Source organism: Bacteroides intestinalis, from assembly GCF_003464595.1.
Lineage (GTDB): Bacteria > Bacteroidota > Bacteroidia > Bacteroidales > Bacteroidaceae > Bacteroides > Bacteroides intestinalis_A.
In genome coordinates, this window is the sequence record NZ_QRZF01000009.1 from 44,670 (window position 1) to 57,999 (window position 13,330).

The 13,330-nt window shown below is 41.4% G+C and carries 13 protein-coding genes; 3 read left to right on the forward strand and 10 right to left on the reverse strand.

The window, feature by feature from the left end; all coding sequences use genetic code 11:
- Positions 1–17 precede the first annotated feature (17 nt).
- Positions 18–344: a PadR family transcriptional regulator gene (locus DWW10_RS13760; RefSeq protein WP_007213892.1), complete on the reverse strand. Its 327-nt coding sequence runs from the start codon at positions 342–344 to the stop codon at positions 18–20.
- A gap of 246 nt (positions 345–590) precedes the next feature.
- Here DWW10_RS13760 and DWW10_RS13765 point away from each other — a divergent pair, with 246 nt between their 5' ends.
- Entirely contained in the window at positions 591–1,091 is a 501-nt protein-coding gene (locus DWW10_RS13765; RefSeq protein WP_118421647.1) for a GNAT family N-acetyltransferase, read from the forward strand.
- 82 nt (positions 1,092–1,173) lie between these two features.
- Here the strand turns inward: DWW10_RS13765 and DWW10_RS13770 are convergent, their stop codons facing one another.
- From DWW10_RS13770 to DWW10_RS13785, 4 genes are all read right to left on the reverse strand, one after another.
- Positions 1,174–2,736 (reverse strand): peptide MFS transporter, encoded by a 1,563-nt coding sequence (locus DWW10_RS13770; RefSeq protein WP_118421646.1) that lies wholly within the window; start codon positions 2,734–2,736, stop codon positions 1,174–1,176.
- A 93-nt stretch (positions 2,737–2,829) separates the two neighbouring features.
- Positions 2,830–3,309: a Cys-tRNA(Pro) deacylase gene (ybaK, locus tag DWW10_RS13775; RefSeq protein WP_007213889.1), complete on the reverse strand. Its 480-nt coding sequence runs from the start codon at positions 3,307–3,309 to the stop codon at positions 2,830–2,832.
- 3 nt (positions 3,310–3,312) lie between these two features.
- Entirely contained in the window at positions 3,313–6,141 is a 2,829-nt protein-coding gene (uvrA, locus tag DWW10_RS13780; RefSeq protein WP_118421645.1) for an excinuclease ABC subunit UvrA, read from the reverse strand.
- Positions 6,142–6,933, reverse strand: coding sequence for a T9SS type B sorting domain-containing protein (locus tag DWW10_RS13785; protein WP_259320487.1), 792 nt, complete (start codon positions 6,931–6,933; stop codon positions 6,142–6,144).
- Positions 6,934–7,031: 98 nt separating this feature from the next.
- Here DWW10_RS13785 and DWW10_RS13790 point away from each other — a divergent pair, with 98 nt between their 5' ends.
- The gene (locus DWW10_RS13790; protein WP_118421643.1) at positions 7,032–8,810 is read left to right on the forward strand and encodes a LysM peptidoglycan-binding domain-containing protein; all 1,779 of its coding nucleotides are present in this window, start codon (positions 7,032–7,034) and stop codon (positions 8,808–8,810) included.
- Between the two features lie 27 nt (positions 8,811–8,837).
- Positions 8,838–9,518 carry a porin family protein gene (locus tag DWW10_RS13795; RefSeq protein ID WP_118421642.1) on the forward strand — a complete coding sequence of 227 codons (681 nt, stop codon included), beginning with the start codon at positions 8,838–8,840 and terminating at the stop codon, positions 9,516–9,518.
- Between the two features lie 78 nt (positions 9,519–9,596).
- Here the strand turns inward: DWW10_RS13795 and DWW10_RS13800 are convergent, their stop codons facing one another.
- From DWW10_RS13800 to DWW10_RS13820, 5 genes are all read right to left on the reverse strand, one after another.
- Positions 9,597–10,055 (reverse strand): DUF4293 domain-containing protein, encoded by a 459-nt coding sequence (locus DWW10_RS13800; RefSeq protein WP_118223613.1) that lies wholly within the window; start codon positions 10,053–10,055, stop codon positions 9,597–9,599.
- 76 nt (positions 10,056–10,131) lie between these two features.
- Positions 10,132–10,467, reverse strand: coding sequence for a DNA-directed RNA polymerase subunit omega (locus DWW10_RS13805; protein WP_022393490.1), 336 nt, complete (start codon positions 10,465–10,467; stop codon positions 10,132–10,134).
- A gap of 17 nt (positions 10,468–10,484) precedes the next feature.
- Entirely contained in the window at positions 10,485–11,309 is an 825-nt protein-coding gene (locus DWW10_RS13810; protein WP_118223612.1) for an outer membrane protein assembly factor BamD, read from the reverse strand.
- Between the two features lie 151 nt (positions 11,310–11,460).
- Positions 11,461–11,886: an amino acid-binding protein gene (locus DWW10_RS13815; RefSeq protein WP_007663046.1), complete on the reverse strand. Its 426-nt coding sequence runs from the start codon at positions 11,884–11,886 to the stop codon at positions 11,461–11,463.
- Between the two features lie 103 nt (positions 11,887–11,989).
- Positions 11,990–13,288, reverse strand: coding sequence for a phenylacetate--CoA ligase family protein (locus tag DWW10_RS13820; RefSeq protein WP_118421678.1), 1,299 nt, complete (start codon positions 13,286–13,288; stop codon positions 11,990–11,992).
- Positions 13,289–13,330: the final 42 nt, after the last annotated feature.

The following is a 13,330-nucleotide window of genomic DNA, read 5'->3' on the forward strand; positions in this document are numbered from 1 at the left end:
TTTTTAATATCTTGAATCTAATAGTTGGCTATATGATTCACTGTTTCATTCAACTCACGCCAGGAGATTTCCAACTCTCCAAGAAAAACTTCCCCTTTCGGGGTGAGCTTGTAATATTTACGTGGTGGTCCTTGTGTGGACTCTATCCATTCGTAACTTAACAGATCGTCATTCTTCAGACGAGTGAGCAGCGGGTAAAGCGTTCCTTCCACTACAATCAGCTTGGCTTCTTTAAGTTTCTGGATAATATCCGAAGCGTAGGCCGGTTCTTTGTGAAGCAGTAGCATGATGCAATACTCTAACATGCCCTTACGCATTTGCGACTTTACATTATTTACGTCCATCTCTTATTGGTTTACGATTCGACAATTTTCTATTTTATAGCAAAGATAGCAACTGATTGAAATAGAGCTTTTCTTTGTATGACACAAATATATGTATTATCTTAGTACTATGCAATACAAAGTACCTTGTATTTTATTTGATTAACATTATTATCTATTCACACCTTATTAATAAAGCGCCAAGGGAGAGAATAACATATAAGAGAAAAATGTATCTTTGCGACCAAACTGTAAATACAACGAACTATGTTAACTATCAGAAAAGCAACTACAGCCGATTGTGAGCTGATTCATAAACTTGCATGGCAGATATTTCCGGAGACTTACAAGGACATACTTTCACCGGAGCAAAACGATTACATGATGGAATGGATGTACTCCATAGAGAACATCCGCAAGCAAATGGAAGAAGAAGGGCATGTATATTTCATTGGATACAAGGACAAGGAAGTGTGTGGTTATGTATCTGTGCAACAACAAGGTGAAGACCTCTTCCATTTACAGAAAATATATGTACTCCCCTCCTTTCAAGGATCACATTGCGGTAGCTTCTTATTCCATGAAGCCGTCAAATATATCAAGGAAGTACATCCCGGTCCATGCCTGATGGAATTAAATGTGAACCGCAACAACAAAGCGCTGAATTTCTATGAACGTATGGGAATGAGGAAATTGAGGGAAGGGGATTTTCCGATAGGAAACGGATATTATATGAATGATTTTATAATGGGGCTGGAGATCAATTAGAAATTGAAAATTAAAGGCTGCGCAGTTCAAAAGAGAACCTTGCGCAGCCTTTAATTTTTAATTTTTAATTTTCAACTTCTAATTATTCCGTTACTCGTTCCAACCATTTTACCATGCCGAACATAACACCCATTGACACAAGACAAATAACAAAGAACACAGTCCAGCACTGCCAGATAGGAATCTTATTATACATCATAGGACCAAGGAATAAGAATAGATTTCCTATCGCTGTTGCACCCAGCCACAAGCCTTGACACAAGCCCTGAATATGCTTGGGAGCTACCTTAGAAACAAATGAAAGACCCAGCGGCGAAATAAAAAGCTCAGCTACAGTCAGGAAGAAATAAACCACAATCAGCACCCACGGACCAGCCTTCAACCCTGCTTTGGCAGAGTCAGCCATCGCCTTAAACTCAGTGCCTGAAGGATAACCTTGCATTGCCGAATAAATGGTAAGGAATAAGAAGGCAAGTCCTGCAATACCCATACCAATGGCAATCTTCTTAGGAGTAGAAATTTGCTGACCACGACGGGAAAGCGCACCAAAGAAGAGCATGATGAGCGGAGTAAGTACTATCACAAAGAATGGATTCACAGCTTGCCAAATTTCGGGTGCAATACTATCGGTTACTACGAAGTCGCGGGCAAAAAGTGAAAGCGACTGTCCGTTCTGATGGAATGAGAACCAGAAGAAAATCACGATACCCAATACAGCAAACAGTGCATACAAACGTTGCTTTATCTCCTTTGCCATAGCTGCTTTCTCTGCAGGGGTATAAGTCACCGATTCTTGTTTTTCCTTCTTGCCCGGTGTAGGGAATACCTTCCGACATGCAATGAAGATGAAAAGAGAAATAAGCATAGCTACTACCGAAGCTATGAATGAATAGTGGATACCTGTATTGAATACGTCAAGATATTGGGTACAGAAAACGCTCAAATCAGTTGTTACCGTACCTCCTACTTTGACAACCAGCTCATTTAGGTTAGAGAGATTATCGGAAGCCATATCTCCACCTTCCTTAATATATTGATGGCACAATGCAGGCAGATCAGCATTATACATCATGCTATGAACCTTCAGCCACCATTCTCTAAGCAAGGGAGCAACAAAAGGTGCAATCAAACCACCAATATTGATAAATACATAGAATATCTGAAAACCAGAATCACGACGGCTCTTAGCCAGCTTCAAGGCTTCAGGTCCTTTTTTCTCAGCTTCTTTTTCAAGGTTGTCGTACATCTGACCTACGATAGCCTGTAAATTTCCTTTAAAAAGTCCGTTACCGAAAGCTATGAAAAACAAAGAGACACAAGTCAAAGGAAGCAACCAACCAATATTTTCAGTAGTAGACAGTACAGGAATAGATAGAATGACATAACCCAATGACATCACTATCAATCCTGACATGATTGTTCCTTTATAGTTTTGCGTCCTATCGGCAATAATACCGCCTACCAAACTCAGTACATAGATACCACAATAAAAGACCGAGTAGATAATGGAACTGGTTTCGTCACTCAGGCCGAATTTGGAGCAGAGGAACAGTACCAGTACGGCATTCATGATGTAGTAGCCGAACCTTTCGCCCATATTGGAGATAGCAGCTGCCAACAGACCTTTAGGATGATTCTTGAACATAGATATAAGTTTTTAAATTAGTAATTAGATTGATTTTCGTTTATTAAATGCAAATATATACATTTTGCTGAAATAACCTGTAAAAAAGTGAAATTAGTCATGAAAAAGGATGCAAACTTCAGCATGAACCTCCTTAATTAAATCATTTGGATCAAGTTTAAGCTGCAGGCCACGCTGACCTGCACTTATGTAGATATAAGGATAATTGAGACAAGATTCATGAATATATGTAGGAAAAGGTTTCTTCATGCCGATAGGAGTACATCCCCCACGAATATATCCCGTCAAAGGAAGTAATTCTTTCATCGGAATAAGATCACACTTCTTATTACCGGAAGCCTTAGCAGCCAGCTTCAGGTCCACTTCATGTTCGCCAGGAATGACGCAAACAAAATGACCATTCTTGTCACCATGCAGTACAAGGGTTTTGAATACTTGCTCGATATTCTCCCCCAAGCTATCAGCCACATGAATAGCACTCAAATCATTTTCATCCACTTCATAGGGAATCAGTTCGTATGCAATTTTGGCCTTGTCCAAAAGCCTTGCCGCATTTGTTTTATTGATCTTCATAATTTATCCTTTTAATTCTTCTTTCAGGAATTTAGGAGTATATCCCTTCTTACTTTTCGCCACTTCTTCCGGTGTGCCGCAGCTGAGGAGTTGCCCCCCACCCTTACCACCGTCAGGACCCATATCGATGATATAATCAGCCATCTTGATAACATCCAGATTGTGCTCGATGACAATCACTGTGTTACCTTTGTCCACCAGTTTATTAAGTACATTCATCAGTACACGAATGTCCTCAAAGTGAAGTCCGGTAGTAGGCTCATCAAGGATATAAAGGGTTTTTCCCGTATCTCGCTTGGAAAGTTCCGTAGCCAGTTTCACACGTTGGCTTTCACCACCGGAAAGTGTGGTGGAAGATTGCCCCAACTTTATATATCCCAGACCGACTTCCTGTATCACCTTAATCTTATTCAGAATCTGCGGCACATTTTCAAAGAACTCCACCGCACGGTTAATGGTCATATCCAGTACATCAGCAATAGATTTTCCCTTGAAGCGCACTTCCAATGTCTCACGATTATAGCGTTTGCCATGACAGACTTCACAGGGTACATATACATCAGGCAGAAAGTTCATTTCAATTGTTTTGTAACCATTTCCCTGGCATGCTTCACAACGTCCGCCACTCACATTAAAGGAGAAACGTCCCGGCTTATAACCGCGTATTTTGGCTTCCGGTAATCCTACAAACAAATTACGAATATCAGAAAAGACTCCCGTATAAGTGGCCGGATTAGAACGCGGTGTACGTCCCAACGGAGACTGATCCACATTTACCACCTTATCGATGTTTTCCAATCCTTCGATGCTATCGTATTCCAGAGGATCCTGAAGCGAGCGATAGAACTTCTGCGAAAGAATAGGTTGCAATGTTTCATTGATAAGCGTAGATTTTCCGCTACCGGATACACCGGTGACACAGATCAACTTACCAAGAGGAAATTCCACATCCACCCCTTTCAGGTTATTCCCCCGTGCACCACGCAACCAAAGGCTATGCCCATTACCTTCACGACGTTTTTGGGGTATTTCTATCTCACGTTCACCATTGAGATATTGTGATGTCAGCGTATGTGTCTCTAACATTTCCTTTGGAGTTCCTGCAAAAACAACCTCACCACCCAAGCGTCCGGCTTTCGGACCCATATCAATCACATAATCGGCAGCCATCATCATATCCTTATCATGCTCCACAACAATGACGGAGTTACCGATATCCCTCAGCTCCTTCAGAGAATGAATAAGCCGCTGATTATCCCGCTGATGCAAGCCAATACTCGGCTCATCAAGAATATAAAGTACATTTACCAATTGCGAACCGATTTGAGTAGCCAAACGGATACGCTGGCTCTCACCACCGGAAAGGGTTACAGAACCACGGTCAAGAGCAAGGTAATCCAGTCCCACATCCAACAGAAATTTCAAACGGGTGCGGATTTCTTTCAATATTTCGACAGCAATTTGTTTCTGTTTATTATCCAGATACTGATCGACATTCATCAGCCAGTCGTAAAGCTCATTGATATCCATACAAGACAGTTCATAGATATTCTTATCATGGATACGGAAATGAAGGGCTTCTTTATTCAACCTCGCTCCTTTACATTCAGGGCATACAGTAGTTTTAGCAAACTGTTCCGCCCACTTTTGCGCAGTAGCGGAAGCATCCTTTTCCTGTAACATCTGAATATACTTCACTACTCCCTCAAACGTTACAAAGTAATCGGAGGAAGTGCCGATAAGAGAGCTTTTAATCTTAATACGCTCATCCGAACCGTAGAGAATTTCATCAATGGCTTCATCCGGCAATTCCTTAACAGGAGTCTTCAAGGTAGCTTCATATTTTTCCAATAAAGCGGCAATCTGCCAGAAAATCATGCTATTCTTGTACTTACCCAATGGAATGACAGCTCCTTCGTATATAGACAGTTCCCGATCCGGAATCACTTTTTCCACATCAATCTGATTCACAACTCCCAATCCCTTACATTTAGGGCAAGCACCTTGCGGAGAGTTGAATGAAAAATTGTGGGGCGCCGGCTCACGGTAGGACAAGCCTGTAACGGGACACATCAACCGCTTGCTATAATGGCGCACATTTTCGGATTGCAAATCAAGTATCATTAACAAACCGTCACCTTGCTGCATCGCGGTAGCCACACTATTTTTCAGACGAACATCATCTTTATCCGTCACAATCAGTTTATCGATAACTACCTCGATATCATGGTTCTTATAACGATCCAGCTTCATGCCGGGCAATGCCTCACGTATCTCACCGTCTACACGTACATAGAGATATCCTTTTTTGCGTACTTGCTCGAACAATTCTTTATAATGTCCTTTACGGGTACGTACCAGTGGGGCGAGAATATAAATCTTCTTGCCCTTATAATCTTTCAGAATAAGATCGAGGATTTGTTCTTCAGTGTATTTCACCATTCTCTCACCCGAAAGATAAGAATAAGCTATACCGGCACGTGCATAAAGCAAACGCAAATAATCATAAATTTCTGTTGTAGTGCCGACTGTAGAACGGGGATTCTTATTCGTCGTTTTTTGTTCAATAGAAATTACCGGACTCAATCCCGTAATCTTATCGACATCGGGACGCTCCAGATTTCCCAGGAAATTACGAGCATACGCAGAAAAGGTTTCGATATACCGACGCTGTCCTTCGGCAAAAATCGTGTCGAATGCCAACGACGACTTGCCGCTTCCGCTCAGTCCCGTAATAACGGTAAGACTGTTACGGGGAATTTCCGCATCGATATTTTTTAGATTGTGCACGCGCGCACCATATACATTGATGTATTCTGTTTCTTCTGTCATTTATCTTAATATATTAATATCACTTTTAATCTTGTAATTAACTCCATCTGCTCCCTCCGCTTCTACCACTATAAAATAAACACCTTCAGGAACATTCTTTCCATGCGCAGTACCATCCCATCCTGCATCAATATTCTGTAATCCCCAGCGGTAAAGTTCCTGTCCCCAACGATTGAAAACATACGCATTGAAGCGAACCAGCGACTTATGCTTTACACGAAACACATCATTCACTCCGTCACCATTAGGTGAAAAAGCATTCGGCACTTTAAGTTCCGATTCGGTAATACGAATCATAAAAGTACCGGAGGTATTCGTTGCTTCTGTCTCAACATCCGTCATAGTCAAACGGACATAAAACATACCGGATTCCTGAAAACTATAAATAGTTTCAGCATCAAAGCGCGTCAGGAAAATATCATTGAAAGCTGCGTCGCGAGAGAAGTTCCATTCATAACGGAAGTTTGCAGTCTCATCCGATGGCTCCCCGGAGTCTTCATCTCTCCACATAAAACGAAATTCAAGAGGAGCGGCACCCGTATAGGTATCATCCGGAGAGATAGAAACGTTCTCTTCCGAAGCTGCTCCGTTTTCGGAAAGCAAAATAGCCACGGGAGCCACTTCCAAGAGTCCTGTCCTTCCCCCGTCAGCCCACACCGGTAAATACCCGAGCAACAGTATCGCCACACAACCGATATATGAAAACAATCCGCATCGCATAATACCTGCAAAAATAACGGTTTCCCAGCGAATATCAGCGGATACATAAGATTTTTCAGTTTTAAAATGCACAATATTATTTCTTAACGCATTCCTTTCGTTAAATTTAGGCAAAATCCTTACCTTTGCAGCTACTTTGGGAAATTGTAAACGTAAACCAACGATATCGAATGAGAACGATTAACCGGATTTTCTGCTCTTTGCTGCTCGCCGGTGCATGCAGTCTCGGAGCAATTGCACAAGAGAACCAGTCATATTTTCTGCATACCATTGAAAAAGGGCAAAGCCTTTATTCCATATCCAGTATGTATGGTGTCACACAGTCGGACATCGTAAAGTTGAATCCAGGAAGCGATGAAAAAATATTTGTAGGACGCACTTTACGCATTCCACGTACGGCTGCCAATACGCAAACTGAAACTTTTCATACTATAGCCCAGGGCGAAACCCTGTATCGGCTGACTGTAAAATATGGTGTATCTGCCAAAGCCATTTGTGATGCCAACCCCGGACTGAGTGCCGAGAACTTTCGCATCGGACAGGTAATACGCATTCCTTCCGCCAGCGAAGTAAGCATAGTTACTACAGAAACCGTTAATGAGCCTGCAATTCCCTTGATTCAGGGACCTGTACAATCTCGTTGCCGGGATATGCACAAAGTTAAACGGAAAGAAACAGTCTACAGTATCAGTCGCGAATATGGTATTTCCGAAGCAGAACTGATAGCAGCCAACCCGGAACTGAAAGGCGAAAACCAAATTAAGAAAGGTACTTTCCTCTGTATTCCTTATCCTACTGCGCAAGTAGAGAAGCCTACCCAACCACAGGTAGCACCCAGTGATACCGAATTATTCAGTGAGAACAAGAAAGCAACAGAACGTTTCAGCACTATTAAAGCTGCCTTGATTCTTCCTTTCCTGGATGTTTCCAAGAGCGAGGCTGCCCGTGTGATAGAATATTATGAAGGCTTCCTCATGGCAGTAGACAGTTTGAAACGCAGCGGAGTTTCCATTGATTTGTACGCTTATAATTCCGGTCCTGAGAATGCTTCTCTGAATCCAATCCTCTCTAAGAAGGAGATGAAGGATATGGATATTATCTTCGGCCCATTTTATCAACAACAAATCAAACCGTTGGCTGATTTTGCCCAAAAGAATGATATCCGTCTGGTAGTACCATTTTCATCCAAAGACAATAGTGTATTCCGTAACCCTACCATCTATCAGATTAACACTCCTCAGTCATATCTTTACTCAGAAGTATACGACCATTTTGTTCGCCAATTCCCGAATGCCAATGTTATCTTTATAGAGGCCAGTACAGGCACAAAAGATAAAGCTGAATTTATCAAAGGACTAAAGGATGAACTGAAGAATCGCTCCATTCCAATGAAATCCCTGAAAGAAGATGCAACGGCAGAATCCCTGAAAACCGTGTTACGTTCCGATCGGGAAAATATATTCATCCCTACATCGGGAAGCAATGTGACTCTACTAAAAATATTACCTCAACTAACCTTGTTGGTTCGTGAGAATCCGAAAAGTAACATTCATCTGTTTGGCTATCCGGAATGGCAAACCTACACCAAGGACCACTTGGAAACATTCTTTGAACTGGATACTTACTTCTATTCATCATTCTATACCAACAATTTATTACCTGCGGCTATCAGCTTCACCAAGAACTACCGCAGATGGTACGGTAAAGAGATGGATGAACGTTACCCCAAATACGGAATGTTAGGCTTTGATACCGGTTATTTCTTCTTGAAAGGTTTGTCACGCTATGGCTCTGAGTTAGAGAAAAATATGCAACGCATGGACCTCATTCCTATTCAAACCGGATTTAAGTTCCAACGCGTAAACAATTGGGGTGGCTTCATCAACAAGAAAGTGTTCTTTGTACGCTTCACCAAAAATTATGAGTTGGTGAAACTGGATTATGATTGATAACAGAAGTTTTTAAACTCAAAGACAATGAAGATAAAAAACATTATAGGACCCGTCCTGTTACTTACTGTATGGACTTTGCCCGGTCGTGCACAAATAGGCGAACAACGCAATAACTTAGCAGTAGGTTTCAATGGCGGTATCAATATCAATAGCGTCAGCTTCTCTCCTACTGTCCGGCAAAAAAACCTGATGGGCATCAGTGGTGGTCTAACAGCACGCTACATCTCTGAAAAGTATTTCAGTATGATTTGCGGCGCACAAGTAGAATTGAATTTCTCACAGCATGGTTGGAGTGAATTTGATGAAGACCATCCCGAACTGGAATATACACGTACAATGAATTATGTGGAAATCCCGCTTCTGGCACATTTGGCTTTCGGTAGAGATCGTGGAGTACAGTTTTTCATCCATGCAGGTCCACAGATAGGCTTCTTTATTAGCGATACCAGAAAGAAAAATGATGCGTGGGAAAATTTCACAACTCCGGAACAGCATGATAAAGATGTAGAGAATAAATTCGATTATGGTATTACGGGTGGTGCAGGACTGGAACTACGCACTAAAGCCGGAAATTTCCTCGTAGAAGGAAGATACTATTATGCCTTATCCGACTTTTATAAGAGTACAAAGAAAGACTATTTCTCACGTTCGGCACATGGCACTATAGTGGCTAAGATAACTTACCTGTTCGATCTCAAGAAATAATTCTAAGATAGATAAAAGAAAGCGTCCCGGGACTTTTATGCAGAAGTCCCGGGACGCTTTCTTTTATCTGATTTCTTTTTATCTCAATCGATCAGCTGCTTTCACCATTACCTCATCACGATAGATAGCACGGAAAGACAGATAATTTAAAATGATAGAAATAGCAGGAAGGCAAAGTGCCCAGCCTAACTGGAAAGTCATTGCATCCAAATCATCTTTTAGCATAAACATAAATACAAAAAATGCTGCATAATATCCGATCAATAAAATACTATTGAATACCGTCATACGAACCTGCAACATTCGGTTACGAAAGAGGAAGATAGTACAAAATGCCACGACTGTACTTAAAAATAAAATTCCGAATAAGCCCCATGTAGATTGAAATGCATCTTCCGTCAGCGTTACACCCAACGGCTTAAAAACATATGCAGTCACTCCGTCTGAAGCAATAAACTGTCCTACAGGCAAACACATGGCAGCTATCAGCAAGCCTGTCACTATCAATAAATAAATAGATTGAATACGTTGTATCATTGTTCTTTTCCTTATTAAAACAACAGAGGTGTGTCCAAGCAAACTTTACTTGAACACACCTCCGTAGTAATTTCATTTACTGTAATTTTTCTTTTTCCTTAGCCGGGTTACGATAGTAGATTTTACCTTCAACGTACTCTTGCGTTGCAATCAACGTCGGCTTCGGCAACTTCTCATAATAGCGTGAAATTTCAATCTGCTCCCGGTTCTCGAACACTTCTTCCAGATTGTCATTATAGGAAGCAAACTCTGCCAGTTTCTTAGAAAGATCATTCTTGATCTCTACACTGATCTGATTCGAACGCTTACCTATAATAGCTACGGTTTCATACACGTTACCGGTATCTGCACACAACTCCATCATGTCACGGGTAACCGTGGTGCCAGGAGCATTTGTCTTCTTATAATCCATAAATATCTAAATTAATATTATCCTATATCTGTTTGCTTATCCTCATTCAACATCTTCTCGGAATCCTTAAAGATTCTCTCGGCTTCCTTCATATATTTACTTTCAGGAAACTCATTCTTGAAAGCATAATATTCATCCACCGTTTCACGATAACGCTCTGCTCTCTTATCTTCCACACTATATATGGCCATTTCAAATTTGGCACGCAGAATAAGGATAGACAGATCTTCGCGAAGATTCGTATAAGGATAATCCTTCAAAGCATTTTGTGCAGTAATCACACAAGACTGATAGTTATTTCCCAAATAGTTACCCAAATTGTAATACATTCTGGCTGAAAGATACTCTTTCATCACCAACTTATCCTGCAATTTGAATATCATATCCTGAGCTTCATCTTTCTTTGAACTCTGCGGGAAGTACTCCATGAACATCTGCAACTGCTGAATAGCACTGTAAGTACCAGACTGGTCGAGACGAGGTTCCGGGGTATCCAGATACAATGCCTTACCTGCATGAAAACGTGCCAATTCTGCAAACGTACCACGGGGATATACATTATAATATTGGACAAAACTCTGAGCTGCCGTTTGGTAGTCTTTCTGGTTATAATAGCTCATACCCAGCATGTAGAGGGATTCCTCTGCTTTGTCTGTACCCTTGAGGATAGCAATTAACTCATTAAGCAACGTTGCTGCACGGTTGTACTGCCCTTTTGCGAAGTAGTTCTTTGCCGCCTCATACTTATATTCATAATCGGTGCTTTTTAACAGTTTATTGTACTCTCCACACGAGGAGAGCAATATTGCTGCAAGCAAAGTTATTAAGATATTCTTCTTCATTCTTAGCTTTTCAAATAATGTGCAAAGATAAAGGTTCGCATCGAATAAAGCAACGATACGAACCTTAATTTTTCAAAAACCAGACATTGACCGACAAACGCCCGTCTATTCACGACAAAACGGGATAATGAACGGTCGAAAATAACGGTCATTATAATTTATACAAATCACTTGCTGCAAGCAAGTCCACTTTCTTTTCAGTCAGCACACGGATGCAGTTCTCCATGTCATTGGGACGGATGATAACATTAGCAGTGTTACCATTAGCAAACGAATACATGTATTCGATGAAAACACCTTCATCGGACAAGAAGCGCAGGACTTTTGACAATGATCCCGGAATATTGGGACAACTAATGCCTACCACATCCGTTACATTCACTGCAAAATGATTATCTTTCAAAGCTTTATATGCCTTATCCGGTTCAGATACAATGCCACGAAGAATACCAAAATCAGCATTCTCGGCAATACAGAGAGCGGAAAGATTGACACCTTCTTTCGCAAGCACTTCAGTCACTTCGGTCAGACGACCGGACTTGTTTTCAAGGAAAATAGAAAGTTGTTTTGCTACCATGATCTTAATTATTAATGATGAATGATGAATGATGAATGATGAATGATAAATTACGGACATCCCACAGGTAATTAATAATTTATAATTCATAATTTATAATTAATTAAAGTTTCCGTTTATCGATAACCCGTTTAGCCTTACCAACACTGCGTTCAATGCTGCGAGGTTCTACCAGGCGTACATCTACTCCCAGTCCAAGCACACTTTGCAAGCGAGCTGCCACTTTCTTCTTTAATGCCAGCATCTTGTTAATTTCATCCGAATAGTATTCCGGGCGCACTTCAACCTGCAACTCCATAGTATCGGTATTGTTCTTGCGGTCTACAATCAGAAGGTAATGCGGCTCAAATTCCGGCATTTCAAGGATAACGGATTCTATCTGAGTCGGGAATACATTGACTCCACGAATAATAAGCATATCATCACTACGACCGAGGATGCGATCCATACGAACAAGCGTACGCCCACAAGTACATTTGTCATAATGCAGAGCGGTTAGATCCTTGGTGCGATAACGCAACAAAGGCATGCCCTCTTTAGTGAGATGCGTAAAGACCAACTCACCCGTTTCACCCGGAGCCGCAGGTTCCAGTGTATTCGGATTGATGATTTCAGGAAAATAATGATCTTCATTAAGGTGAGTGCCATGCTGACACTCACACTCATACCCCACACCAGGACCAGCTATTTCACTCAGTCCATATATGTCATAGGCTTTTATACCTAATTTTTCTTCAATTTCATTACGCATGTTCTCTGTCCAGGGTTCTGCACCAAAAGCACCAATCTTCAACTTGAACTCTTCACGTGAAAGACCGGAGTCTTTAATGGCATCCGCGAGATAAAGCGCATACGAAGGCGTGCAGCAAAGCACCGTAGAACCGAAATCATGCATCAAAGTAATCTGCTTCTCTGTGTTACCACTCGACATCGGAATAACAGAAGCTCCTATGTTTTCCGCACCTGCATGTGCACCCAGACCACCGGTAAACAAACCATATCCGTAAGCCACATGGAAAAAGTCGGAACTATCCGCACCATAAGCTGTAAACGCACGCGAAAGGCATTCTGCCCAAGAAGATAAGTCTTTACGGGTATATCCCACTACAGTAGGTTTTCCTGTTGTACCGGACGAGGCATGGATACGTACGATCTGACTCATAGGTACAGCGCAAAGTCCGAAAGGATAATTATCGCGCAGGTCGTATTTTGTAGTAAAAGGAAGTTTTACAATGTCGTCTATACTGTTAATATCGTCCGGGGTAATTCCCAGTTCCTGCATTTTTTTACGGTAGAAAGGAGTGTTGTGATAAACATGCTCCACGATCTTTCTAAGGCGAATGCTCTGGATTTTGCGAAGGCTTTCACGATCCATACATTCGATGCTTTCATTCCAAATCATGTCTTTGTTGTATTACATTGATGGTTATTATTAATTCTTATT

Excerpts from the sequence above, each read along its gene's own strand:
- DWW10_RS13790 (WP_118421643.1), top strand. The coding sequence starts at position 7,032 with ATGAGAACGATTAACCGGATTTTCTGCTCTTTGCTGCTCGCCGGTGCA.
- DWW10_RS13765 (WP_118421647.1), top strand. The coding sequence starts at position 591 with ATGTTAACTATCAGAAAAGCAACTACAGCCGATTGTGAGCTGATTCAT.
- DWW10_RS13800 (WP_118223613.1), bottom strand. The coding sequence starts at position 10,055 with ATGATACAACGTATTCAATCTATTTATTTATTGATAGTGACAGGCTTG.
- DWW10_RS13760 (WP_007213892.1), bottom strand. The coding sequence starts at position 344 with ATGGACGTAAATAATGTAAAGTCGCAAATGCGTAAGGGCATGTTAGAG.
- ybaK (WP_007213889.1), bottom strand. The coding sequence starts at position 3,309 with ATGAAGATCAATAAAACAAATGCGGCAAGGCTTTTGGACAAGGCCAAA.
- DWW10_RS13795 (WP_118421642.1), top strand. The coding sequence starts at position 8,838 with ATGAAGATAAAAAACATTATAGGACCCGTCCTGTTACTTACTGTATGG.
- DWW10_RS13820 (WP_118421678.1), bottom strand. The coding sequence starts at position 13,288 with ATGATTTGGAATGAAAGCATCGAATGTATGGATCGTGAAAGCCTTCGC.
- uvrA (WP_118421645.1), bottom strand. The coding sequence starts at position 6,141 with ATGACAGAAGAAACAGAATACATCAATGTATATGGTGCGCGCGTGCAC.
- DWW10_RS13770 (WP_118421646.1), bottom strand. The coding sequence starts at position 2,736 with ATGTTCAAGAATCATCCTAAAGGTCTGTTGGCAGCTGCTATCTCCAAT.
- DWW10_RS13810 (WP_118223612.1), bottom strand. The coding sequence starts at position 11,309 with ATGAAGAAGAATATCTTAATAACTTTGCTTGCAGCAATATTGCTCTCC.
- DWW10_RS13805 (WP_022393490.1), bottom strand. The coding sequence starts at position 10,467 with ATGGATTATAAGAAGACAAATGCTCCTGGCACCACGGTTACCCGTGAC.
- DWW10_RS13815 (WP_007663046.1), bottom strand. The coding sequence starts at position 11,886 with ATGGTAGCAAAACAACTTTCTATTTTCCTTGAAAACAAGTCCGGTCGT.